Annotated in this window: 1 protein-coding gene (running past one end of the window); it reads left to right on the forward strand. The window is 75.2% G+C overall.

Going from position 1 to position 26,674, the window contains the following annotated elements; genetic code table 11:
- On the forward strand, positions 1–26,674 hold the 5' portion of the coding sequence (locus RS82_RS14665) for a hypothetical protein (protein ID WP_157005613.1). It continues 6,071 nt past the right edge of the window; the window shows 26,674 of its 32,745 coding nt (coding positions 1–26,674); its start codon is at positions 1–3; the stop codon falls past the right edge of the window.

Consider the following 26,674-nt stretch of genomic DNA (forward strand, 5'->3'; position numbering starts at 1 on the left):
ATGAGACGGAGGTCCCCCGGGTTCGGGGTTGGGCGAGAGAGCCGTGGCGTCGACGACGTGGCGGCCTCGGTCGTGCACGGCCGGCGGAAGGCCGCGGTCGTGGTGATCGTCGCGTCCTCGCTCGTCCTCTCGCAGCTGACCTGGGCTTTTCCTGCAGCCGCCGCCCCCGCTCGGGCGGACGCGACGCCGGTGGCACCCGCGCGTCCGCCGATCGTCTTCACGCCCGCCGACCTCAGCGGCCCTCCCGCTCCCGAGCTCGTCCCGGTCGAGCAGCCGCCTGCCGTCGCCCCCGTCGCCCCCATCGCTCCCGTCACCGTGACGACTCCGCGCACGCGGACCACGGTGACCGTCGTCGTCGTGCCGCCCGCCGCGGCCGTGCCGCCCGCATCGCCGTTCGGCCCGAACTGCCAGCAGGTCTCGACCGGCTCGACGCCGCAGGCAGGCGGCAGCACGACGAACTCGTCGACCACGAGCACCAGCAGCACGAGCCTCACGTGCGGACCCGGGACGGTGAATCCGGGCTCGATCGGAAGCGGCCCGGCCGCCCCGCCGGCGCCGAACATCCCGGGCCTGCCGACGCCTCCCGAGCCTCCCGACCCGCCGGAGCCGCCGACGCCGCCGATCCCGACACCGACGCCGACACCGACGCCGTCCCCCACGCCGACGCCCGAGCCGGAGCCGACACCCGATCCCTCATCGGGCGAGAGCCAGCCCGAAGCCGCTGGCACGGGCGTCTCCGGCGCCCCGGCGATGCTGTCGGTGCGGCCCTTCGACGCGACCGCGGGCGCCGGCGAGGAGGCTCCCGCGGAAGCCCCTGCGGCGTCCGAGGCGGGTGCGGGCGACGTTCAGCCCCTCGGCGACAGCGCCGCCGGCGATGCGTCCGCCCTGCAGCCCGAGGCGGAGCAGCTTCCGGCACTGGCCGAGCAGCCGGCACCCGCTGATGCTCCCGCGGCGCCGGACGCCGAGACCTCGGAAGAGCCCGAGGCGCCCGCCGCCGGCGCCACGACCAGCACGGAGCCGGTCGCATCGGACACGCCTGCCGCTCTGGCGGAGCCGGCCGCACCGACGGCCGAGCAGCCCGGACCGTGGCAGCTGTCGGCGGCAGGAGACGTGTCGGTGTCGGTCGACGGCGTCGACCTGGTGGTCGTCGCCGACGGCGTCACGACACGGCGGTCCGCGGCATCCGTCACCGCCCTCACGATCTCCGCGGGCGGGCGTGTCAGCCTTCCCGCCTCGCTCGCCATCCCGGTCACGGTCACCTCGGCATCCTCGCTCGCCGTGAGCGGCTCGAATGTCACCTGGAATTCCGCAGGCGCCGGTGCCGGCTCGGTCGGGGCCGTCGCGTTCTCGGGCGTCGGCCAGCTCGTCGCCGTCGGCGGCGGTCACGTGCTGCGCGGTCCGGCGGCCGACACCACCTGGCAGATCGACGGGGTCCGCACGGGCACCGTCGCGGGCCAGCGCTTCTCGGGCTTCGACGTGCTGCAGGGCGCCGCCGGCAACCGCGACGACTTCGTGGTGGCACCGGGCGGGGGCATCGGGCGGGTCGACGGCGGTGCCGGCGGCTACGACGTGCTCCGCTTCAGCGGAGCCCACTCGGCGATGACGTCGCGCCCGACCGGCTCCCAGTCGGGCTCGATCGTGGTCGGCGGCAGCACGATCGTCTACGACGGCCTCGAGCCGGTGGGCCCGGCCGACGTCACCGACTTCGACTTCGCCGACGCGACCGACGACGACACGATCGAGGTCTCGGCCGACACGACCAACGTCGGCTACATCCTCGTCCGCAGCCTCGCCAACGCCTTCGAGTCGCACTCGGTGCGGCCGCTGGGCTCGTTCATCGTCAAGGGCACCGGCAAGGGCGCGACCATCCGCATCGTGGGAGTCCTGACCTTCCACGGCGTCACGTTCCGCTTCGAGGCGACGCGCGTCCTGATCGGCGCGGGCGGCGTCCTGGACGCCGGCCTCGCGGACGTCACGCTCACCGCGACATCGACCACCACCGGCGACACCCCGGCGCGGGCCGAGGTCATCCTCACCGACGCGATCGTCCGCGGGGGCAGCGTCAGCGCGACGGCCACCGCGGTCAACACCCCGGACGCCGGCGCCACAATCGGCCTCGCGCTCGGCGAGAGCGTCGCCGCGGCGCTCGTGCAGCTGGCCGGTGCCTCACGGATCGAGGCGCAGGGGGCGGTATCGCTCTCGAGCTCGTCGACCGCGAGCCTGGTCACGACTTCGACGGGGACGGGAACGGATGCCGCGATCGACGCGGCCGTCGCCCACGCCACCATCGACAACTCGGCCGTCACCCGGATCACCGGCACCTCCTCGGTCCAGGCCGGCGGCGCAGTCAGCCTCTCGGCCAAGACGGTGACGACCGCGACGACCACGGCGGACGCGACCGCGGCGACGGCGGGCGCGGCGATCGCGACGACGGATGCGACGACCCGCACCTCTGCGGAGATCGACAGCACGGCGCCGGCCGGCATCGTCTCGGGCGGTGCGCTCACCGTCACCGCCGACTCGACGCACACGCTCCTCACGAAGGCGACCGCGAGCCCCGGCGGCGCGACGGCCAACGGCACATCGCCCAGCGCGACCACCGCGACCGCGTCGCAGCCGGGCGGCTTCGCCTCGGCCCCCGGCGGCTCGATCGGCGTCGCGGGGGCGCTGGCCTTCTCCGACCTCGACCAGGAGACCGTCGCCTCGGTCGGGGGCGCCTCGCCGCTCGCGGTGACAGCCGGCGGCTCCGGCGTCACCGTCGCCGCGATCTCGTCCGGGTCTGCGGTGACCGAGGCCGACGGCTCGGCCGTCGGCGGCTCCGCGACCGGCGTGGGGGTCGGCGTCTCGGTCAACCTCGCCGGCGCCCGCACGGAGGCCCGCATCGGCAACGTCGCGTTCACGGCGACGGGGGTCACGGCATCCGCCACCGCCGCGCCGCGCACCGCCGCCGGCGTCAACGAGTACCGCGCTCAGTCGGTGTCGGGCGCGGGCGGCGCGTCCGTCGTCGGAGCCGCGGGCGCGCTCGCCGTCAACGTCGCGAGCTTCCTCACGCGAGCAGCAATCCTCGCCGGCGTCACCGTGACGGCTCCCGGAGCCGATCTCGCTTTCGCCGCGACCGGCGACAACGACACCATCGCCCGCGCGCTCCCCGGCACCATCGCCGGCGCCACGACGGGCATCGGCGCCAGCATCGCGCTCAACGTCGCGAACGACCGTGCGATCGCCGAGGTCGGCGACGGCGCCACCCTCACGGGTGCGGCCGACCTGACCCTGGCGGCGCAGTCGACGTCGCCCGCGACGGCCGAGGCGCAGGGCGGCGTCGCCTCGTCCGCCGCCGTCTCGACGGTCATGGCCGTCAACATCTCGAACGTCACGACGCTCGCGCGGCTGGGCAGCGGTTCGCCGCTCGTGCTCACGGGCGCATACCGCTCGACCGCGACCCAGGTGGCGCCGGTGGTGACGACGGCGACCGGCAACGTCAGCGCCGAGGACGGCGCCGCCGTCTCCACCGTGATCGCCCTGACCTTCGCCGACCACGCCGTCCGCTCCGAGCTGGCGCGCGACCTCACCGCCGCGGCGATCCTGCTGAAGGCGGTCGGCATGGCGTCGTCGGCGACGACCGCGTCGGCGTCGGCGACCGGCGCACCCGCCGACGGCTCGCCGTCGGCGCAGACGCCTGCGGCACAGGCGACCGACGCCCGCACGTGGGCCGACGGCGTGGCTCCGGCGGCGGGCGCGGCGGGGGACGGCACCGGCGGCAGCGGCTCGACGCCGATCCCGACACCGAGCGCGCCGCAAGGCGACGTCACGGTGACGGCCGCGTTCGCCCTCACGATCCACCAGCTCAGCGCCGACGCGTCGGTGTCCGGCATCGCCCTCGTCGCGCCGACGGTGAGGCTCGAGGCGCTCGGCAATCTGTCGGCCGCGTCCACGGCGACGGGCTCGCCCGCGACCCGCGGCCCTCCGAGCGATGCCACGATCGCAGCGGCCGTCGCGATCACCCTCGCGGATGTCACCGTCCGCGCGGAGGTCGGCCCCTCCACCAGCATCACCGCTGACACGCTCCAGCTCATCGCGGGCATCGCCCCGCAGAACGCGGCAGGCGCATCCGACGCCTCGCACCGCTTCACCACCACCGCCACCGCCGGGCAGGGATCCGGAGGCGATCTCGGAGTCGCCGGATCCGTCGCCATCTCGGTCATCGTCCTCAGCGCTTCCGCGGGACTGGCCACCGGCTCGGCCGTGAACCTGACCGGCGCCGATCGATCGCTCACGATCTCGGCCTCGTCGGCAGCGCAGGCGCAGACCCGGGCGCTCCTGGCCGATGCCGGGGTGGGAACGCCCACCACGGGCCTCGGCGCCGCGTTCGCCCTCACCAGCGTCGACCACCACACGCGGTCCGCCATCGGGGACGGCGCCACGGTCACCGGTGCCGACGACATCAGCATCACCGCGAGCACCGCGGATGCCGCATCCGCCGTCGCCCAGGGTGCGGCGCGCGGCGCCGACGCCGCGGTGGCCCCTTTCGTCGCGGTCACCCTGTCGTCCGTCTCCACCGCGGCGGGAATCGGCGCCGGCCCCGCGATCACCATGACGGGCGCTCTTCTCGTGAGTGCCGCGCAGCGAGCGACGTCCTCGACCGAGGCGCGGGCGGCGACCGGCACGTCGGCCGGCACCGCTGCCGGGCTGGGCCTCGCGATCACGGTGTCGACCCACACGGCGCGCGCCGCCCTCGGCCGCAGCGCGACGCTCGGCGGGGCCGTGACCCTCGGTGCGGCCTCGGTCTCATCCTCGACGTCCGCCGCGGGCGCGTCCGCGGCGGGCGCACCCCAGAACCCGGCTGACTCGGGGGATGCGTCCCACCCGGGCGGTGCGGCAGGCGGTGGCGTCGACGCGGCCGTGTCCGGGGCGCGCGACCACGCCGGCAGCGTCGCCACGGCGGCGGGCGGATCCGGATCGGGCACCGCGGCCACACCCAGCGCCTCGACCTCGCAGGGCCGGATCAACGCCGCCGCCGCGGTGGCCGTGACCATCGTCACTGCGGCGGTGGAGGCATCCGTCGGTCCGGGTGCGATCGTCACCGCGGGCGGCGCCGTCGCGATCACCGCCGGAGAGAACACCGATGCCGCCTCCGACGCGAACGGCTCGGCGTCGCAGGGCACGGATGCCACCATCGGCGCCGCCGTCGCTCTGACCTTCGCCACGCTCACGGGCCGCGCCGCGATCGCGGCGGGCGCGAGTGTCACCGCACCCACCACAACCCTCCGGGCCGCGACGGCCGCCGACGGCGCCGACACCACGTCGACGACGGGCGCCCGCTCGATCGCCGGTGCGGGGGGCGGCAAGGTCTCGGTCGCGGGCAGCCTCGCGCTGGCGATCGTCGACCGCATCACGACGGCAACGGTGGACGGGGTCGCGGGCGGCGGGGCGGTCACCGTCTCGTCCGAAGCGGACTCCGCCACCAACGTCGCCGCACTGCCCGCCGGTCAGGGCGTCACCGACGGGGGCGACCTCGGTCTCGGCGCCGCGGTCGCGCTCGCGCTCGTGACGGTGGCCGTCCGCGCCGGAGTGGGCGACGGCGGCGACCTGCCCGGGGTCACGGCCCTCACCGTTCTCGCGAGCAGCACGAGCACCTCCACCACCGAGGCGCGGATGGGTGCCTCCGGCGGCGGGGTCGCGGTCGTCCCCGCGGTCGCCGTGACGCTCTCCAACGTGTCGACGCTCGCCCGCATCGGGGCGGGTTCCCTCATCACGGCGAGCGGAGCCGTACAGGTCGCGGCGGTGCAGAAGGCCACCGCAGGGTCCACTGCCGGCGCGATCGTCGTGGGGGCAGGCGATGCCGGCATCGGCGCGGCCGTGGCGCTGACGTTCGCGAACCATGCGACCCGAACGGCTCTCGCTCGGAGCCTCACCGCCCGGCAGGTCGACCTGATGTCGCACGCCACGTCGGACGCGACCGCGAACGCCACCGCGTCCACCGCCGGCGCGCCGCAGAACGCCGCGGACTCGGGCGACGCGTCCAACCCCGGCGGGGCCGCCGGCAACGGCGTCGACGCCGCGGTCACGGCCGAACGCGACCACGCGGATGCCGTCTCGGGCGCGCACGGCGGCGCCGGCACCGGCAGCGCCGCGGCGCCCGCCGCCCAGACGTCGCAGGGCGGGGTCAACGCCGCAGCCGCCGTCGCGCTCCTCGTCGCGACGATCGGCGCGAGCGTCGATCTCGCACCCGGCATCACCGTGACGGCGACCCAGCTCGTGCGCCTCGACACCGCTGCCGACACCGATGCGACGGTCCGCGCCGACGGCTCGGCCTCGCAGGGCGCCGATGCCACGATCGGTGCGGCGGTCGCCCTCGCCCTCGTCGACGCGGACGCGACAGCGATCGTGCCCGCCGGGGTGACGATCGTCGCCGGACAGCTCACGATCGCCGCGCGCGCGCTCGAAGAGCCGGGGGACCCGGTGTCGCGCCTCACCGTGGAGTCGGTCGCCGGCGCCGGCGGCGGCAAGGTCTCGGTGGCAGGTTCCGTCGCGATCCTCATCGCGAACCACGACGTGCGCGCCGCGCTCGAGGGGACGGCGACCGTCGGCGGCGCGGTGGCGATCAGCGCCGCGAGCGTGCTCGCCGCCTCGGTGAAGGCGCTGCCGGCCGGGCAGGGAGTGACGGATGCCGGAGACCTGGGTCTCGGCGCCTCGTTCGCGCTCGCGGCGGTCACCGCCGGGACCCGCGCAGAGCTCGCCGACGGGGCGAGCCTCGCCGGCGCCACCGACCTCACCGTGATGGCGACGGGCGACGCGGAGGTGCGCAGCGAAGCCCGCATGGGCGCGGCGGGCGGCAAGGTCGCCCTGGCGCCCGCGGTCGCCGTGACCCTCGCGACTCCCACCACCATCGCCCGCATCGGCTCGGGCGCCGCGACCACGCTGACCGGCGCGCTGTCGCTCTTCGCCTCGCAGCGCTCGATCTCCTCGAGCACGTCCGGCGCCATCGTGCTCGGCGCGGGCACCGCCGGCGTCGGCCTGTCGCTGGCGCTGACCATCGCGGGTGTCTCGAGCGCCGTCCAGCTCGCCCGCAGCGCGACAGCGGCCAGCGCGGTCTTCGAGGCCCGCGTGCTGTCGGCATCCACGTCCACCGCGACGGCGTCCGCGAGCGGAGCGCCCGAGAACGGTGCCGACTCGTCCGACCCGGGCAACCCGGGCGGTGCCGCCGGATCGGGCGTGGACGACGCCGTCGCCGCGGAGCGCGCACACGCGGGTGCCGCCTCGACGGCTCACGGCGGAGCCGGCACGGGCGCCGCGAGCACGCCCAGCGCCTCCTCGTCGCAGGGCGGTGTCAACGCCGCCGCAGCGGTCGCGGTCACTCTCGCGACCGTCGCCAACAGCATCCAGCTGAGCCCCGGTGTCGTCGTCACCTCGGCGGGCGCCGTGACCCTGCTCTCGCGTGCCGACACCGACGCCTCCTCGTCGGCTGACGGGTCGGCGTCGCAGGGCGCCGACGCCACGATCGGCGCCGCTGTCGCGATCACGCTCGCCACCGTGCACAACCTCGCCGAGCTCGGCGCGGGGGCATCCGTGTCGGCCGTGAGCCTCCAGGTGCGCGCGGATGCCTCGGCCCCCGGCGGTGACGGCGTCTCGACCTCCGGCTCACGCGCGGTCGCCGGCGCGGGCGGCGGCAAGGTGTCGGTCGCGGGCTCGTTCGCGCTGGCGGTCGTCAACCACACGACGCGCGCCGCGATCGCGGGCTCGGCCGCGCTCGCAGCGGGCGACGCGATCGTGAGCGCCGGCAGCCGCACCGTCACCACGGTGGCGGCCCTGCCGGCAGGAGTCGGAGTGACCGGCGCCGGAGACCTGGGCGTCGGCGCGGCCGTCGCGCTGGCGCTCGTGACGCAGTCGACGGTCGCCGAGCTCGCCGACGGCGGCGGGCTGTCGGGGGCGCGGGACCTCACGATCTCGGCCGACGGGCGCGGAGAGGCCACCGCCGAGGCGCGCATGGGCGCCCGCGGCGGTGACGTCGCCCTGGCGCCCGCCGTGGCGGTGACGCTGTCCACCGTCACGACGAGCGCGCGCGTCGGCACGGGTGCGCTCCTCACCCTGAGCGGTTCGCTCGGCGAGACGGCAACACAGCGCGCGACGGCGGCCGCGATCGCCTCCTCGCAGGTGCTCGCCGCGGGCGACGCCGGCATCGGGCTCTCGCTCGCGCTGGCGATCTCGCAGCACACGGTCACCGCGGCGCTCGCCCGCAGCGCCTCGGCGGCCGTCGGGGCCCAGCTGCAGGCGACCGGCGTCTCGTCCTCCAGCTCCACCGCATCGGCGTCCGCCGCAGGCGCACCCGAAGATTCCAGCAGCGGTGGCGGCGGGGCGGGCGTCGACCAGGCGGTCGAGGCCGAGCGCACCCACGCGTCGGCGGCGTCGGCGGCGAACGGCGGGGCGGGAGCGGGCAGCGCCGCGGCGCCGAGCGCGTCGTCGTCGCAGGGCGGCGTCAATGCCGCCGCTGCCGTCGCCGTCACGCTCGCCGACGTGCGCGCCGAGTCCGCGCTGGCCTCCAGCGTCGTGCTGACCTCGGGCGGCACGGTGAGCCTGGTCACCGGTACGAACACCGATGCCGCCTCGTCCGCCGACGGGTCGGCGTCGCAGGGCTCCGACGCCACCATCGGCGCGGCGGTCGCGATCACCCTGGCCGACGTCGTCAACCGCGCGGTGGTACCCGTCGGCGCGACGATCGCCGCGCGGGCGCTCACGACGACGGCGACCGTCGTCACGGACGGCGACGACGCCTCCGCCTTCGGCGCGCGCTCCGTCGCCGGGGCGGGCGGCGGCAGCGTCTCGGTCGCCGGGTCGTTCGCTCTGGCGATCGTCAACCACACGGTGCGCTCCGGGGTCGAGGGCACCGCCGCTCTCACCGGCGGCGCGCTGACCTCCGACGCGGTGACGCGCACGACGACCGCCGTCGCGGCTCTGCCGGCCGGAGCGGGCGTGACGGATGCCGGAGACCTCGGAATCGGGGCATCCGTCGCACTGGCCATCGTCACGTCGCGCACGACCGCCGAGATCGCGAACGACGCGGCCGTCACCGGAGCCGGGTCGGTCACCCTGCTGGCCTCGGGCCGCAGCTCCACATCGGCCGAGGCGCGCATGGGCGCCGCCGGGGGTGACGTCGCGCTGTCGCCTGCCGTCGCCGTCGCGCTCTCCACGATCGCCTCGACCGCGCGGATCGGCACGGGTGCGCTGGTCACGGTCGCGGGGGCCGTCGATCTCGATGCGGTCCTGGAGGCCACCGCGACGGCGACCGCGTCGTCGTCAGCGCTCGCCGCCGGCGATGCCGCGGTGGGCCTCGCCGTCGCGATCGCGATCGCGAACCACTCGTCGCTCACCGAACTCGCCCGCAGCCTCAACGCCGCCGGCGCGGTGACGCTGGCGACGTTCCTCACGTCCACCGCCACGTCCAGCGCCACCGCCTCGGCGGGTGGCGCGCCCGAGAACCCGGCGGACTCGGGCGACGCCGGCAACCCCGGCGGAGCGGCGGGAACCGGAGTGGACCAGGCCGTCGCCGCCGAGCGTTCGCACGCCGACGGCGTGGCGACGGCCAACGGGGGTGCCGCCAGCGGCCCGGCCGCCGCCCCCAAGGCCGAATCGTCTCAGGGAGGGGTGAACGCGGCCGCCGCCGTCGCGGTGACGCTCACCACAGCCCGGGCCGAATCGCGTCTCGCGAGCGGCATCACGGTGACCTCGGCCGGCCTCGTCTCGCTCGCCTCGCTCGCGAACGTCGACGCCACGTCGGCGGCGGACGGATCGGCGTCGCAGGGTGCCGACGCCACCATCGGCGCCGCCGTGGCGCTGACGCTCGCCGACGTCGTGAACCGCGCGATCGTGCCCGTCGGCGCCTCGGTCGCCGCGCACGATCTGACGCTGCAGACGGGTGTGCAGCCCGCCGGTGCCGACACCGCCTCCGCGTTCGGCGCGCGGTCGGTCGCAGGAGCAGGCGGCGGCAAGGTGTCGGTCGCGGGGTCGTTCGCGCTCGCGGTCGTCGCACACACCGCGCTATCCGCGCTCGACGGAGACGTCGCGCTGACGGGCGGCGATGTCGTCGTCAGCGCCGCGAGCGTCGTTACCTCCACCGTGTCGGCGCTGCCGGCAGGCGCCGGCGTCACCGACGCGGGCGATCTCGGGGTCGGGGCATCCGTCGCCCTCAACCTCGTCACCGACCGCACGAGCGCACAAGTGTCTTCGGGAGCCGCGATCAGCGGCGCCCGCGACCTCACCCTCTCCGCCGCGGCGGACTCGGCGGCCGTGACCGAGGCCCGCATGGGCGCGTCCGGCGGCGACGTGGCGCTGTCGCCGGCCGTCGCGGTCACCCTGTCGACGGTCGCCACGGCGGTCGTGCTGGGCGCCGGCGCGCCGATCAGCCTGGCACGGAGCCTTTCGGCCACCGCGACGCAGAAGGCCCGCGCGGCGACGACCGCGTCGGCCGCCGTGCTCGGGGCCGGCGACGCGGGCGTGGGTGTCGGACTCGCGCTCACGGTGAGCGGCCACACGGTGATCGCGGCCCTGTCGCGCAACGTCACCGCGGGCGGGGACGCGAGTCTGCGGGCCTTCGGCATCTCGTCCTCGTCGTCGACTGCCGCCGCGTCTGCGGCTGGGGCTCCCGGTGACCCCGGGGGCGGGGGAGGGGCCGGCCCCGGCGTCGACCAGGCCGTCGAGGCGGAGCGCTCGCACGCGTCGTCCACCTCTGCGGCGAACGGCGGGGCCTCGGCCGCCGGCGCGTCGGCCCCCGCTGCGGAGTCCTCGCAGGGCGGCGTCAACGCCGCCGCGGCCGTCGGGGTCACGCTTGCGACGATGGCCGCCGAGACCTCCGTCGCGGCCGGCGTCGTGCTGACGGCGGGCGGCACGGCGATGCTCGCGTCCAGTGCGAACTCGGATGCCGCGTCCTCGGCTGACGGCTCGGCGTCGCAGGGATCCGATGCCACGATCGGCGCGGCCGTCGCGATCACCCTGGCGAATGTGGTGAACCGGGCGTCCGTGCCCCCCGGCGTGACCGTGAACGCTCACGACCTGATCGTCTCGGCGGGCGTCACCGCCGACGGAGCCGATCAGACCTCGACCGTCTCGGCGCGGTCGGTCGCCGGCGCGGGCGGCGGCGACGTCTCGGTCGCCGGGTCGTTCGCGCTGGCCGTGGTGAACCACACCACGCGCGCGGGGATCGACGGCACGGTCGCCCTCTCGGGCGGAGACGCGGCACTGACGGCGGCCGCCGCCGTGTCGAGCACGGTCACGGCGCTTCCCGCAGGCGCCGGGGTCACGGGCGCCGGGGACCTCGGGTTCGGGGCCTCCGTCGCTCTGAACCTCATCACCGACAAGACGACGGCCGACCTCGCGAACGGCGCCACGGTGACCGGTGCGCGGCACCTGACGCTGAGCGCCGCCGCGGCCGACACCGCCGTCACCGAGGCGCGCATGGGCGCCGCGGGCGGCGACGTCGCCTTGTCGCCGGCCGTCGCCGTGACCCTCTCGAACGTCACGACGACCACCGGGATCGGCACGGGCGGGCTGCTCTCGCTGAGCGGTTCGCTCACCTCGACCGCGACGCAGAAGGCCGCCGCCTCGACCACGGCGTCGGCGGCGGTGCTCGGTGCGGGCGACGCCGGTGTCGGTGTCGGTCTGGCGCTCACGATCGCGAACCACACCGTGGTGGCCGAGCTGCGCAGGTCGCTCTCGGCGGGCGCGGACGTCAGCCTGAACGCATCGAGCATCTCGGTCACGTCGGCGACGGCTGCCGCCTCGGCCGCGGGCGCGCCCGAGAGCGGCGGCGGAGGCGGGGGAGGGGGCGCCGGCGTCGACCAGGCGGTCGCGGCCGAGCGCGCGCACGCCGATTCGGCCTCGACCGCCAACGGCGGCGCCGGCGCCGGCACCGCCACGGCGCCGAAGGCCGAGTCCTCGCGGGGCGGCGTCAACGCCGCCGCAGCCGTCGCCATCACGCTCGCGACCGTCCGCTCCGAGACGGTCGTCGGGTCCGCCGTCACGGTCATGGCCGGCGGCACCGCGATGCTCGCCAGTGCGGCGAACACCGACGCGTCCACCGCTGCCGACGGATCCGCGTCGCAGGGATCCGATGCCACGATCGGCGCGGCCGTCGCGATCACCCTCGCGAATGTCGTCAATCGCGCGAGCGTTCCGACGGGCGTCACCGTCACCGCGCACGACCTGATCGTCTCGTCCACGGTCGCCGTGGACGGCGCCGACGAGACCGCCACGATCTCGGCCCGCTCCGTGTCGGGCGCCGGCGGCGGCGACGTCTCGGTCGCGGGATCGTTCGCCCTGGCGGTCGTGAACCACACCACGCGTGCGGCGATCGACGGCACCGCGTCCCTCACCGGTGGCGACGCCGCACTCACCGCCGCGAGCACGGTGTCGAGCACGGTCTCGGCTCTCCCCGCGGGAGACGGGGTCACCGACGCCGGCGACCTCGGGTTCGGGGCATCCGTCGCACTGAACCTCATCACCGACCGGACGAGCGCCGAGATCGCCGACGGCGGCACGCTCGCCGGTGCGCGGCATCTCACACTCGCTGCGACGGCGACCGACGCGGGGGTGACCGAGGGCCGCATGGGCGCGAAGGGCGGCGATGTCGCGCTGTCGCCCGCCGTCGCGGTGACGCTCTCGAACGTCACCACCTGGACCCGCGTCGGCACCGGGTCGCTGTCGCTGCTGGGCAGCCTCACGATGGCCGCCACCCAGACCGCGTCGGCGCAGACGACCGCCTCGTCTGCGGTCGCCGGCGCGGCGGATGCCGCCATCGGCGTCGCGCTCGCCCTCAGCATCGCCAACCACACCGTCACGAGCGCGCTCGGCCGCAGCGTCACCGCGGGGGCCGACGTCTCCCTGCGCGCCATCGGCATCTCGTCGTCGGCGTCGACCGCAACGGCCTCTGCCGCCGGTGCCCCGGAGTCCGCCGGCGGCGGCGGAAGCTCGGGCTCTGGCGTCGCCGACGCCGTCGAGGCCGAGCGCACCCACGCGGACGTCGCCTCGGCCGAGAACGGGGGCGAAGGCGCGGGCGCTGCGACCACCCCCGCTGCGGAGTCGTCGCAGGGGGAGGTGAACGCCGCCGCCGGTGTCGCGATCACCCTCGCCACCGTGCGCGCCGAGACCCTCGTCGAGCCCGCAGTATCGTCGGTCAGCGCGGGCGCCACCGCGGTTTTCGCCAGCTCGGCCAACACCGACGCCGCGTCGTCGGCCGACGGCTCGGCGTCGCAGGGATCCGACGCCACGATCGGAGCCGCCGTCGCCATCACCCTCGTCGACGCGGTGAACCGGGCGACCGTGCCGGCCACGCTGACCGTGACGACCCAGCACCTCATCGTCTCAGCGACGGTGACCGCGAACGGCGCCGACCAGACCTCTACCATCTCGGCCCGGTCGGTCGCCGGGGCCGGTGGCGGCGACGTCTCGGTGGCGGGCTCGTTCGCCCTCGCTGTCGTCAACCACACCACGCGCGCGGGCGTCGACGGCACTGTCGCCCTCACGGGCGGCGATGCCGCGATCACCGCCCTGAGCAGCGTGTCGAGCGCCGTCAAGGCGCTGCCGGCCGGCGAGGGTGTCACGAGTACGGGCGATCTCGGGTTCGGGGCATCCGTCGCCCTCAACCTCATCACCGACAGGACCACCGCCGAGATCGCGAACGGCGTCAGCCTCACGGGTGCGCGTCACGTCACCCTCACAGCGACCGCGACCGACGCGGGCGTGACCGAGGCGCGCATGGGCGCCGCCGGTGGCGATGTCGCGCTGGCCCCGGCGGTCGCGATCACCCTGTCGAACGTGACCACGACGACCCGCATCGGCACAGGCACCCTCGTCATCGCCGGCAGCCTGACGATGGCCGCGACGCAGAAGGCCGCCGCCGCCACGACGTCGTCCTCGTCGGTGCTGGGAGCCGCGGATGCCGCGATCGGGGTCTCGCTCGCCCTCACTGTCGCGAACCACGTCGTCACGAGCAGCCTCGGCCGAGGCGTCACCGCGGGCGCCGACGTGTCGCTGAAGGCGTCGAGCATCTCGGCGTCGTCGGCCACGTCGGCCGCTTCGGCCGCGGGCGCCCCCGAGAACGACGAGGACTCCGCCGACGCGGCCAACCCGGGCGGCGCCTCGGGCACCGGCGTCAACGAGCTCGCGGCGAGCGAGCGGGCCCACGCCGACGCCGTCGCGACGGCCAACGGCGGCGACGACTCCGGCGACCAGGCGGCCCCGCAGGCCGAGTCCAGCGACGGTCCGGTGAACGTCGCCGCCGCCATCGCCATCACGATCTCGACCGTGCGGGCCCGCACGGTCATCGAGCCGGTCGTCACGGCCGTCACCGCGGCCGGCACGGTCGCGCTCGCCGCGAGCGCCAACACCGACGCGACATCATCGGCCGACGGGTCGGCGGCAGGCGACGGCGACGCGACCATCGGCGCGGCGGTCGCGCTGACCCTCGCCAACGTGACGAATACGGCCGACGTGCCGGTGACGCTCACGCTCCGGGCGCACGACCTGCTCGTCACGGCGACGGTCACCGCGGACGGAGCCGACACCGCCGCGACGATGAGCGCCCAGGCCGTCTCGGGCGCCGGCGGCGGAAAGATCTCGGTCGCCGGCTCGTTCGCACTCGCGGTGGTGAACCACACCACGCGCGCGGGGGTCGATGGCACGGTCGTCCTCACCGGCGGCGACACCGCGCTCACCGCGGCCAGCTCCGTCTCGAGCACCGTCAAGGCGCTGCCCCATGACGACGGCGTCGTCGCGACCGGCGACGCCGGAATCGGCGCTTCCGTCGCTCTGAACCTCATCACCGACCGCACCAGCGCCGAGGTGTCGGACGCCGTGAGCCTCACCGGCGCACGGCACGTCACCCTCACCGCCACGGCCACCGACGCCGCCGTCACCGAAGCGCGCATGGGCGCCAAGGGAGGCGACGTGGCGCTCGCACCCGCCGTGGCGGTGACCCTCTCGAACGTCACGACGTGGACGCGCATCGGCACCGGCATCCTGAACATCGCCGGCAGCCTCACGATGACCGCCACCCAGAAGGCCTCCGCCGCCACGACCGCGTCGTCGGCGGTGCTGGATGCTGTGGATGCCGCGATCGGCGTCGCCCTCGCGCTCACCCTCGCGAACCACGGCGCGACCAGCGCGCTCGCCCGCAACGTCGCGGCGGGCGCCGACGTCGTGGTGCGCGCCTCGAGCATCTCGGCGTCGGGCGCACTGGCGTCGGCGTCTGCGGCAGGCGCGCCCGAGAACGAGGACTCCGGCGATCCGGGCAACCCCGGCGGGGACTCGGGGACCGGCGTCGACCAGCTCGCGCAGCGCGAGCGCGACCACGCCGACGACGTCTCGACGGCGAACGGCGGCGAGAGCTCCGGCGCCGCCGACAACCCGAGCGCAGAGACGAGCGACGGGCCGGTCAGCGTCGCAGCCGCCGTCGGCATCGTCGTGTCGACGGTCCGCGCCGAGACAGTCGTCGAGCCGACGGTGTCGTCGATCACCGCGGCGGGCGCGGTGGTTCTGGCATCGAGCGTGAACACCGACGCCCGCTCGGGCGGCGACGGGTCGGCGGCCGGCGACGGCGACGCCACGATCGGGGCCGGCGTCGCGCTCACTCTCTCGAGCACGATCAACCGGGCCACCGTGCCGGCGACCCTCACGGTCCGCGCGCACGACGTGACGCTGTCGGCGACTGTGACCGCAGACGGCTCGGACGCGACCTCCACATTCGGCGCCGCGGCCTCGTCCGGAGCGGCCGGCGGCAACGTGTCGGTCGCCGGCTCGGTCGCCGTCGCGATCGTCACCACCGACACGCTCGCGGCTGTCTACGGCACGCTCGTGCTCACCGGCGGCGATGTCGCCCTCCTCGCGCGCAGCGCGGTCGCGGGCACCGTGACCGCCCTGCCGGTGGGGGACGGCGCCGGCGGCACGGGCGACGCGGGGGTCGGCGCATCCTTCGCCCTCACGCTCGACACCCACCGGACGTCCGCGCTCATCGCGGACGACGTCGCGGTGACCGGTGCCCGCGACGTCGGCCTCACGGCCGAAGCGGTCGACGCGACGACGACCGAGGCGCGCATGGGCGCCAAGGGCGGCGGGGTCGCGATCGCCCCGGCCGTCGCGATCGTGCTCTCCAACATCACCACCCTCGCCCGCATCGGCGCCGGCGTGCTCGCGACCACCGGTGACGTGCTCATCCGCGCCACGCAGCACGCCTCCGCCGAGAACTCGGCCTCGGCCGCCGCCATCGCCTCCGACGACGCCGCAGTGGGCGTCGGGTTGGCGCTCACGATCGCCAACCACACCGTCACGGCGATGCTCGGACGCAACACCACCGCGGGCGGTGACCTCACGATGCAGGCCTTCAGCTGGTCGCGCTCGAGCGCGCTGGCCGCCGCCTCCGCGGCGGGCGCGCCGGAGAACGACGAGGACGCCGGCACCGGAGACCCCGCAAACGAAGGCGGCGCCGCAGGCACCGGGGTCGACGAGCAGGTCACCGGGCAGCGCGACCACGCCGACCACGTCGCGGGCGACCACGGCGTCGAGGGGTCGGGCGGCGCCGAGACGCCGAACGCCGAGACGAGCTCCGGCCCCGTCAACGTCGCTGCTGCCATCGGCATCGTCATCGCGACCGTGTGGGCGCGCTCGATCGTCGAAACCCCGGTGTCGGACATCACCGCCGCCGGCACCGCAACCCTCGCGTCGTCGCAGAACACCGACGCCGCGTCCGGCGGCGACGGGTCGGCCTCGCGGGGCGGCGACGCCGCGATCGGCGCCGGTGTCGCGATCACGTACGTCGACGTCGTCAACCGCTCGGGCGTGCCCGCCACGCTGACCCTCCGCGCCCGCGCGCTCGCCGTGCTCGCCACGATCACGACCGACGGCTCCGACGACACGTCGACCATCCGCGCCGTCGCCTCCTCCGGGGCGGGCGGCGGCAAGGTCTCGGTCGCCGGCTCCGTCGCGCTCGGGCTGGTGTGGTTCGACACCCTCGCGGCGGTCTCGGGGACCGTGATCCTGACCGGCGGCGACGCCACCGTCGGCGCCGGCAGCAAGATCGACACGACGGTCAAGGCCCTCGCGGCCGGCGAAGGCGTCGTCTCGACCGGCGACGCCGGGGTCGGCGTGTCCTTCGCCCTCGCGCTCGTCACCAGCGACACGCACGCACGCCTCGACGACGAGGTGTCGCTGACCGGCGCGAAGGACCTGACGGTCGCGGCGTCGTCGATCAGCCGCACCACCACCGAGGCGAGCATGGGCGCCAAGGGCGGCGATGTGACCGTGACCCCGTCGATCGCGATCACCGTGTCGGATGTCAGCACCACCGCCGTCATCGGCTCGCTCGCGTCGGGGCCGATCGTCGTCACCGGGAACGTCCTCGTCTCGGCGATGCAGCACACCGCCGCTCGCACCACCGCCGGCGCTGTGGCCACCGACGCCGGCGACGCCGCCGTCGGCGTCGCGATCGCGCTGAACTTCGCGTTCGACAGCGTCTTCGCGACGACGCGGCGCAGCATCACGTCCGGCGGCTGGATGGCATTCTCGGCGACCGGCTCCTCGCTCAACAGCGCGACCGCGGCGGCATCGGCCAGTGGCGCCCCCGGTGAGTCGAGCGGCGACGCGCCGTCGGGAGGCGTCGACGGTCAGGTGCAGGAGCAGCGTGACTACGCGGACACCGCCAGCCTCGGCCAGGGCGGGGCGGGCGTGCAGAACAGCGACAGCCCCTCGGCGTCGACGAGCGACGGCGGCGTCTCGGTCGCCGGAGCGGTCGCGCTCACGATCTCCGACGTCAGCTTCACGGCGTGGCTGCCCGACGCCCTCGTGCTCACCGCCGGCGGCCACGTCTGGCTCATCTCATCGGCGCAGGTCGACAGCAAGGCCGAGGCGAACGGCACCGCGCTCGCGCACGACGACGCCGGCGTCGGCGCCGCGGTCGCGCTGAACCTGGTGTTCCTCGTCGACAACGCATGGGTGGGCGAGGACGCCGTGATCGCCGCGAACGGCTTCACCGCCGCCGCGCTCATGACGACCCTGGGGTCTGACGCCACTCACGACTTCTCGACGATCGCGAACGCCGGGGCGGGCTCCGACGATGTGGGCGTCGCCGGAGCGGTCGCCCTCAACATCGTCTTCGACAGCACCGAGGCGTGGATCCCGTCGAGTGCACGCGTGGACTTCGGCACCGGCGACGTGCTCGTCGCCGCCGAGAACCGCCGCACCGACACCGCGAAGGCGAAGGCCGACGCGAACGGCGGCGGCTCGAGCACAGGGGTCGGGGCGGCCGTCGCGATCAACGTCATCTCCGACGACGTGACGCGCGCCGAGATCGAGCACGGCGCCGACGTCACCGGCGGAGCCGACATCGCCGTCCGGGCCGACCACGCCGACGCCGTGCTGAACGAGGTCGCAGCGGGCTCCGAAGGCGGCACGGCGGTGAGCCCTGCGGTCGGCATCAACGTCGTGCTGCCGGTGGTGCTGGCCCGCATCGGCACCCCCGGACCGCGACCGTTCGTCGCGACCGGCACGGTCATGGTGCGCGCGACCCACTCCGGCTCGGTCACTGTCGAAGGCGATGCGGATGCCGCCGGCGGCAGCGTCGCGATCGGTGCGATCATCGTCGTGAACGTCGTCGACATCGACGTGCAGGCCACGGTGGCCCGCGACATCGCCGCCGGCGCCCTGTGGCTCGTCGCCTCGAGCGAGCTGCACGCGAGCGCCTCGGCCAAGGCCAGCGCACGCGGCACGCTCGGCGGGTCCGAGAGCGGCAGCGACGACGGGAACGCCGACCAGCAGGCGCAGCAGCAGCTCAGCGGCACGCCGGCCACGAGCGGCTTCGGCGGCACGCTTCCCTCGTCGAGCGACAGCGTCGCGCAGGGCAACAGCCAGGCGGGCGGGCAGTCCGGCCAGTCCAGTGACGGCGTCGGCGTCGCCGCGGCCGTCGCCGTCGACTGGATCACGGTCGACAGTCTGGCGACCGTCGTGCCTGGCCTCACGATCGTCGTCGACGGCGTCTTCGCGGTGCTCGCTTCGAACGAGACGGATGCCGCGGCCAAGGCCCTCGGAACCTCGTGGAGCATCGAGAACGACACGAACACCGTCGGCGCCGCCGTCGGGCTGAACGTCGCGACGGTCACGAACCGCGGATCGATCGGCGCCGGCGCGGACGTCACGGCCGGGTCGGTCGCGGTCACGGGACTCACACCGGCCGACGCGCGCAACGACTTCCAGGCGTGGGCGATCGCCGCGGCCGCCGGCCAGGGCGATGCGGCGGTCGCCGGCTCGGTCGCCGTGCAGGTGCTCATCCTCGTCAACGAGGCGGTCATCGGGAGCGGATCGACGCTCGTCGTCGCCGGCGGCATCTCGCTCGACGCGTCCCACCCCATGGGCCTGCAGGGTCTCGCGGCTTCCGCCGCCCTCACCACCAACGGCAGCGGGGTCGGCGCCGGCATCGTGGTCCAGTTCGTCGAGTCCACGACGCTCGCCCACATCGACTCGACCTTCGCGAGCCCGACCACCATCCGAGCCGGCGGCGCGATCATCGGACGGGCCACGGCATCCCTCGTCCCGCTCGCGGCTCCCGATGTGCCGCTCATCGAGCTGCCGGCGTTCACGGGCGTCGCCCTCGGCGCGGCGCTCGGCGGCGGCGACGCGGGGGTCGGCGGATCCCTCGTGGTCGATGTCGTGAATCGCGCCACCCGTGCGTGGCTGGGCGACGCCGCGTCGGTCAACCAGGGCATCGCGAGCGCTGCGGCCCAGGACCTGTCGTTCACCGCCTCCGACCAGACCGAATTCGTCGACGTCGCCGGCGCCCTCGGCGCGAGCACCGGGAGCGCCGGCGTCGGCTTCGCCCTCATCGTCGGCGTGCACAACAAGGACGTGCGGGCGTCCGTCGGCCGCGGCGTGACCGCCGACCTCGGCGGGTCCGTGTGGGTCATGGCGACCGCGGGGGAGAAGTTCACGCAGGTCGTCGCGGGAGGCGGCGTGGCGTCGGACGCCGGCATCGCAGGCTCGTTCGTCGTGCTCGTCGTGAACCAGGGGGCGGCCGCGCCGGGCACCCGTGCTTTCGTCGACAGCACCGCCGAGACGCCCACCGCGCTGCGCGCGCGGGGCTCGATGACGATCTCGGCCGCCGACCCCGTCACCATGACCCTGTTCGCCGGTGCGATCGGTGCAGCCAGCACCGCCGGCCTCGGTCTCTCGTCGGTCGTGTTCGTGCGCACCGGCATCGTCGACGCCTTCGCGGGACCGGAGGCCGAGCTGTGGGCCCGCGGCGGCATCGGCCTCTCGCTGACCGCCACGCAGAGCGAGGACCTGTGGCTCGTCGCCGTCGGCGGCGGAGTCGGAGGCACCGCGGGCCTCGCAGGGGCGGCGACCGTCGGCGTGCAGAACAACACCACCCACGCACACCTCGACCGCAGCGTCACCGTCGACGGCGTCGCCCCGGGCGGCTCGGCCGGCGTGCGCATCGCCGCCTCCGACGACACCACCCTGCGGGGCATCGCGGGTCAGCTCGCCGTCGGCGGCACCGCGGGCGTCGGTCTCGGTGCGGACGTGCAGGTCGTGGACAAGTCCACGCAGGCGTGGATCGCACCGCAGACCCTCGTCACGGTCGGCGGCGACGTGACCGTCGACGCCACGTCGGGCGAGAAGGTCACGAGCGTCGCGGCCGGCGGCAGCGTCGGCGGCACGGCGGCGGTCTCGGCCAACGCGACGGTGTCGGTGTACACGATCGTCACGAAGGCGTTCGTCGGCGAGGTGTGCAGCGCAGCGGTCCCGAGCGAGGCACTGTGCGCGGCATCCCGTGCCGTCGTCGTCGCCGGCGGCAGTGCGCGCATCGCGGCCGACGAGGTGCTGTCGATGGACGTCGTCGCGGGCTCGGTCGCCGTGAGCGGCACCGCCTCGGTGGGACTCACGGCGGCCGTGCCGGTGCTCAACAAGACGACCACCGCCTTCATCGGCGACCTGTCGCGCGTGACGGCCCTCGCAGGCGGCTCGGGCCTCACCGGCGCGCTCGGCGGCTACGACGTGGACTACATCGACACCCGGTTCAACCCGCAGACGGCCATCATCGGCGGCGACCAGCTCGAGCTCGGCTACGTCCACGGCATCGAGGACGGGCAGCGCGTCTCGTACGAGACCGGCGGCGGCCAGGCCATCATCGGCCTGACGCCCGGCGCCGCGTACTTCGCGATCGTCGACGCGGCGTTCCCGACCCGCCTGCGCCTGACTGCCACCTCGGGCGGCGCCCCGATCGCACTCGCGTCGCCCGCCCGACCCGGACAGTCGCACCGCATCTTCCCGACGGATCAGGCCACCGTGCCCGAGCGCATCGCGCCCTACCTGACGCCGTCGAGCGATGTCGACGGCGGTTCGAACACCGTCAACCTGCCGTACGACATGCCCAGGGACAAGGCCGACAACTCCGCCACCCCGCTGGTCACCGGCGACGCCGTGACCTACACGGCCAACGGCGGAGCGCCGATCGGCGGCCTCGTCGACGGCGAGACGTATTACGTCGTCGTGACCGGCCCCCACAGCTTCCAGCTCGCTCGCACCAAGTGCCAGGCAGACCCGGCCGCGTCCGGCTGCAGCGGCACGCCGTTCGCGGTCATCGACCTCGACCCGGCCATCGCCACCGGCCGCGCGCACAGCTTCGTGCGGCAGGGGATGCAGTCACCCGGCGACCCCGCCAAGATCACCGGCATCCGCGTCCTCACTCCGCGCACCGGCGCGATCTACGGCGTCGCGGTCGTCGCGAACAACAGCGACGAGATCCTGGCCGTGGGTGCGAGCGCCGCCGTGGCTGCCACCGCCGGCGTCGGCGTCGCGGGCAACGTCAACGTCGTCACCGCCGACACCGACGCTTTCATCGGCCGCCTGGCGCGGGTGAACGACCTGAACGACGGCGCTGCTCCGTGGCAGTCGGTCACCGTCGCCGCCGGCGGCGTGTTCCGCCAGCTGATGGTGTCGGCCGCCGTCGGCGGCGGCATGGCAGGGGTCGCGACCAACGCCACCGTCGACATCGTCACGCTCGATGTCGATGCCACCATCGCCGACGACGCCATCGTGCGCGCAGCGGGCGACATCCTCCTCTCGGCCGTCGGCAGCCAGGAGATCACGGCGATCGCCGCCGCACTGGGCGCGGGTGTCGCAGGTGTCGCCGCGGCCGTCGCCGCGGTGGTGCTCGACACGCACACGCATGGGCGCGTCGGCCGCCACGTCACGCTCGACGCGGGCAACAACATCCTCGTCGCCGCCGATGACCGCACCGGGTTCACCACCGTCTCGGGCGGACTCGGCGTCGGGTTCGTCGGCGTCGGCGCCGGCGTGGTCGTGGTGTCGGCCGTCAAGGACACCGCCGCCACCATCGGTGTCGGTGGCATCGTCGACGCGCGTGCCGCGCGCGGCTGGTCGCTCGGCGGCATCCCGCTCGGCACGATCAGCGGCGACACCTTCCCGGCCGCCGGGCAGTCGGGCCTCGCCGTGCTGGCCTCCTCGAGCCAGCGCGTGTTCGGCATGGCGATCTCGGGCGGCGCGGGCTTCGTGGGCGTCTCGGGTGCGGTGAACGTCACGCTCATCCGCGGCACGACGGTCGCCGCGATCGAGAGCGCCGCGGGCGACCGCACGTTCGTGAACGGCGACCGCGCCGGCGCCGGAGCGCCGCAGAGCGTGTCGGTGACCGCCACCGACCTCACCGACACCTTCACGATCGGCGGCGGTGTCGCCGGCGGGTTCGTGGGCGTCGCGGGCGGCGTCGACATCGGCGTCGTGGACGTCGCCGCGAACGCGATCATCGGCGACTACGCCTCGATCCAGGCCAGCTCGCACCTGCGCGTGCAGGCGCTGTCGGTGCGACACATCCAGACGTACGCCGTCAGCGCCGGCGGCGGCGCCGTCGGCGTCACCGCGTCGGTGTCGGTGTGGACCGCCGGCGGTCAGCCCACCGGCAGCTACGACGACGGCAGCGGCCAGAAGGACGCGCTGTCGTCGTCCGACGGCACGCCGCAGAGCCAGGCCGACCAGCACGCGTCGGGCACCGGCTCCAACGGGTACCTGTCGATCCTCGGCGGCGCGAACGACTCGTCGGGCACGAACACCGCGCAGCGCAAGCAGGCCGGCATCGACGCCGCCGGAGCGCGAGTCGCGGCGGCCGCCCCCGGCACCACGCTCGCCTCCAGCGCCTTCTCGTCGCCCCCGCCGCTGCGGGGCACCACGAGCCGCATCGGCGTCGGGGCGTTCATCCTCACCGGCGGCTCCGTGTCGGTCACGGCCGACGCGCGCGACACGTACTTCGGCCTCGCCGGATCCGCGACAGGCGGCGTCGTCGCGGTCGGCGCATCCGTCCTCGTCGCCACCCTCCGCTCCACGGTCGACGCGGGCGTGGCGACCGGCACGACCATCCGCGCCGGCGGCGACGTCGCGGTGCGCGCCACCTACGGCGAGGGCGCCGAGGCGATCGCCTTCACCGGCCAGGTCGGCGCGGTCTCGGTCGGCGGTCAGATCCTCGTGCTCGACACCGACGCGCGGCAGACCGCGCACATCGACGACGGCGTGATCGTCCCCGTGGCGGGCGGAATCGTCTCGGCCGACGCGTCGGCCGACCGCGACGTCCGCCCCCTCTCGCTCGGCCTTGCGATCGCCCTCGCGGCGGCGGGCGCGTCGGTGGCCACCGCCGACGTGCGCGGCGACACCGTCGGCCGCATCGGCGCGGTCCACATCGGCGCGGCCGGCGCCCCGGCCGGCGGACTGCGCGTGACCTCGGTCTCCGACATCTCGGTGCCGGTCACCGCGTTCTCGGTGTCGGTAGGCCTCGCCGGCAGCGGCACCGGCGCCGGCGCGATCGCCGACATCACCGGTCGCACGGCGGCGGACTTCGCAGGCGTCGCGTACGTGAGCGGCGGGGCGACGATCATCGCGGACGCTCGCAACGTCATCGACGCCGACACCGTCAACGTGCAGGTCGGTGCCGTCGCCATCGGAGTCACGCTCGCCCACGCCACCGTCACGCGCGAGACGACGGCGACCGCCGTCGACGGCTCGTGGATCTCGGCCGGCGGCGCCATCGCGATGCGGGCCACCTCGCGCAACCGCGCCGACGCGTACACACCGGGCGGCAGCCTCTCGGCCGTCTCGGCCAGTTTCATGAACCCCGAGGCACTCGTCACCGGACGCACCGAGGCGATCTTCCGCGCCGATGTCGCGACATCCGGATCGCTGACCGTCGACGCGGAAGGTCAGAACCAGGCGCTCGCGAAGGCCTTCGTGGTCGGCATCGGCCTGCTCGGCAGCGGCCAGGGCGTCGAGGCGAGCGCCGAGGTGGCCTCGGCCGCGGTGGTGCGGGCGGTCATCGAGCTCGGCACGGTGTTCTCGAGCGGTCTCGTCGGCGCACGCTCGCGCATCCTCACCGACGGCGGTTCGGGCAACGTCGCGAGCGCGAGCATCACCGCGGGCTCCGGTGGCCTGGTCTCGGGCGGCGGCTACGTCGCGACGGCGTACCTGCGCGGCGGGACGACGGCCGAGGTGTACAGCGTCATCGGGGGCTCCGGCGCGGTCGAGGTGCGCAGCACCGCCGTCAACCGCGCGGCGGCCGAGACCTTCACCGCCGGCTTCGGCGGCATCCTGCAGGTGAGTGTCGCCTACGCCGAGTCCGAGATCGCGGCCTCGGCGACGACCCGGGCCTCGATCTTCTCCCCGGTCTGGTCGAACGGCGCGACGACGCTGGTCGCGCAGGCGGCCAACACGGCGGACGTGGACTCGGATGCCGCGACCATCGGCCTCATCAACGCCAACGTCCGCGTCATCAGCGCCACGATCGCCGCCGCCACGCGTGCCGAGCTCCGCGCCGGCCTCGTCGGCAACGGGCTCACGGTCGAGGCCCGCGGCACCAATCTCGCGACAGCGTCGGCAGCCTACGTCGAGGCCGGCCTCTACAACGGCGGCTTCGGCACGGCGCTGGCGATCGTCACCGATGCGGCCGGGATCACCGCCGAGGTCGCCGCCGGAACCGCCGACGTCCGCGGCGGCAACGGCGCGGTCGCCGTGACGGCGTGGTCGGCGAACACCGCCGCGACCGACATGAAGAAGATCACGGTCGCCGGGCTCGACATCAACGGCCTGCTCCCGCGCGCGACGGTCGCCGCCGCGACCCGGGCGTCGTTCACGGCAGGTCCCGCGACGTCGACGTCGTTCGCGGTGAGCGCGTCGTCGCGCAATGCCGTCGACGCGACCGCCGAGCTGACATCGATCGCGATCATCGGCGTGAGCGGCACGGTCGCCGCCGCCACGATCGCCGAGTCGGCGGCCACCACGGCTTCCGTGGCCTCGGGCGTGACGCTCGCCGCGACGGGCGCGGTGTCGGTCGTCGCCGAGAGCCGCGACGGCACGCACGCGCTCACCGGCATCGACAGCGCGGGCGGCGGCGCGGTCAAGGCGGGCGTCGTCGTCGCGCAAGCCATCATCGGAGCCCCGGTCACGGCGGCCTTCGACGGCACCCTCATCGAGTCCACGGGCGTCTCGGTCCGCGCCGTCGGCAACGCGAAGGCCGACGCGACGATCGAGGCCGTCGGCATCGCCCTCGTCGGCATCACCGGCTCGGTGGTCGACGCCGAGGTCTTCGGCTCCGCAGCCGTCTCGTCGCGGTACGGAACGGGAGTGCTGGCGACGACCGGCGCCGTCCTCGTCGAGACCGCGCTGACGTCGTCGGCGACCGCGAAGAGCGACCTGGTCTCGGGCGGGCTGCTCGTCGTCGGGGTGTCTGTGCCGACGGCCCGCGTCGCCGCCGCCGCCGTGGCCGATGCCGCGCCGCGCCAGATCGGCGGAACGTCGCTGGCCGTCAAGGCGACGGCGAACCGGTCGGTCTCGGCGACCTCCGGCAGCATCGCCCTCGGTGTCATCGCGGTGAGCATCTCCAGCGCCGAGGCGCTCATCACCGATACCGCCGTCACGCGAGCCCGCGTCCACGACGGGGCGACGGTGCACGCACCCGCCGCAGCGATCTCGGTCGACGCCACCGCGACCAACGCCGCGACGGCGGCCGGTGGCGGTGTCAACGGCGGCGCGATCACCGTGGGCGTCGCCGAGCCCAAGGCGCTCGTCGACTCGTCCACGCTCGCGCACTTCGCGGCCACCGTCGCGACGGCCGCATCGCTCGGGGTCCACGCCGTGACGTCCGACTCGGCGACGGCGAAGCTCGCCAGCACCGCCATCGGCGCCATCACGATCGACTCCGGGGCCGCGTGGGCCCGGGTGCGTCCGGTCGCCGAGGCGATCGTCGGCGCCGGAACGCCCATCGTCGTCAGCGGCGCCATCGACGTGCGTGCGGCAGCCCAACCGGTGTCGCGGTCGTTCGCCGAGAACTTCTCGGCGGCGGCGCTCGCGGTCTCGTCCAACAGCGCGCTCGCCGAGACGTTCCCGACGGTGCGCCTTTCGGTCGCGAACGGCACGACGCTGCGGGCCGGGGGCGGCGTCACGCTGACAGCGCACCAGAACTCGGCGACGCCGCCGCCGCCGCCGGTCTACGCGTTCGACGCGGTGACGGGCGTCGACCTCGGGTCGAACACGATCACCCTCTCCGGGGCGCACACGCTCGACGACTCGGCCACGGTGCGGTACGACCGCAGCGGGGGCACTGCCGTGGGCGGCATGACCGACGGTGCGAAGTACGGCGTGCTCG

The sequence above is a fragment of the Microbacterium trichothecenolyticum genome (assembly GCF_000956465.1).
GTDB classification, from domain to species: domain Bacteria; phylum Actinomycetota; class Actinomycetes; order Actinomycetales; family Microbacteriaceae; genus Microbacterium; species Microbacterium trichothecenolyticum.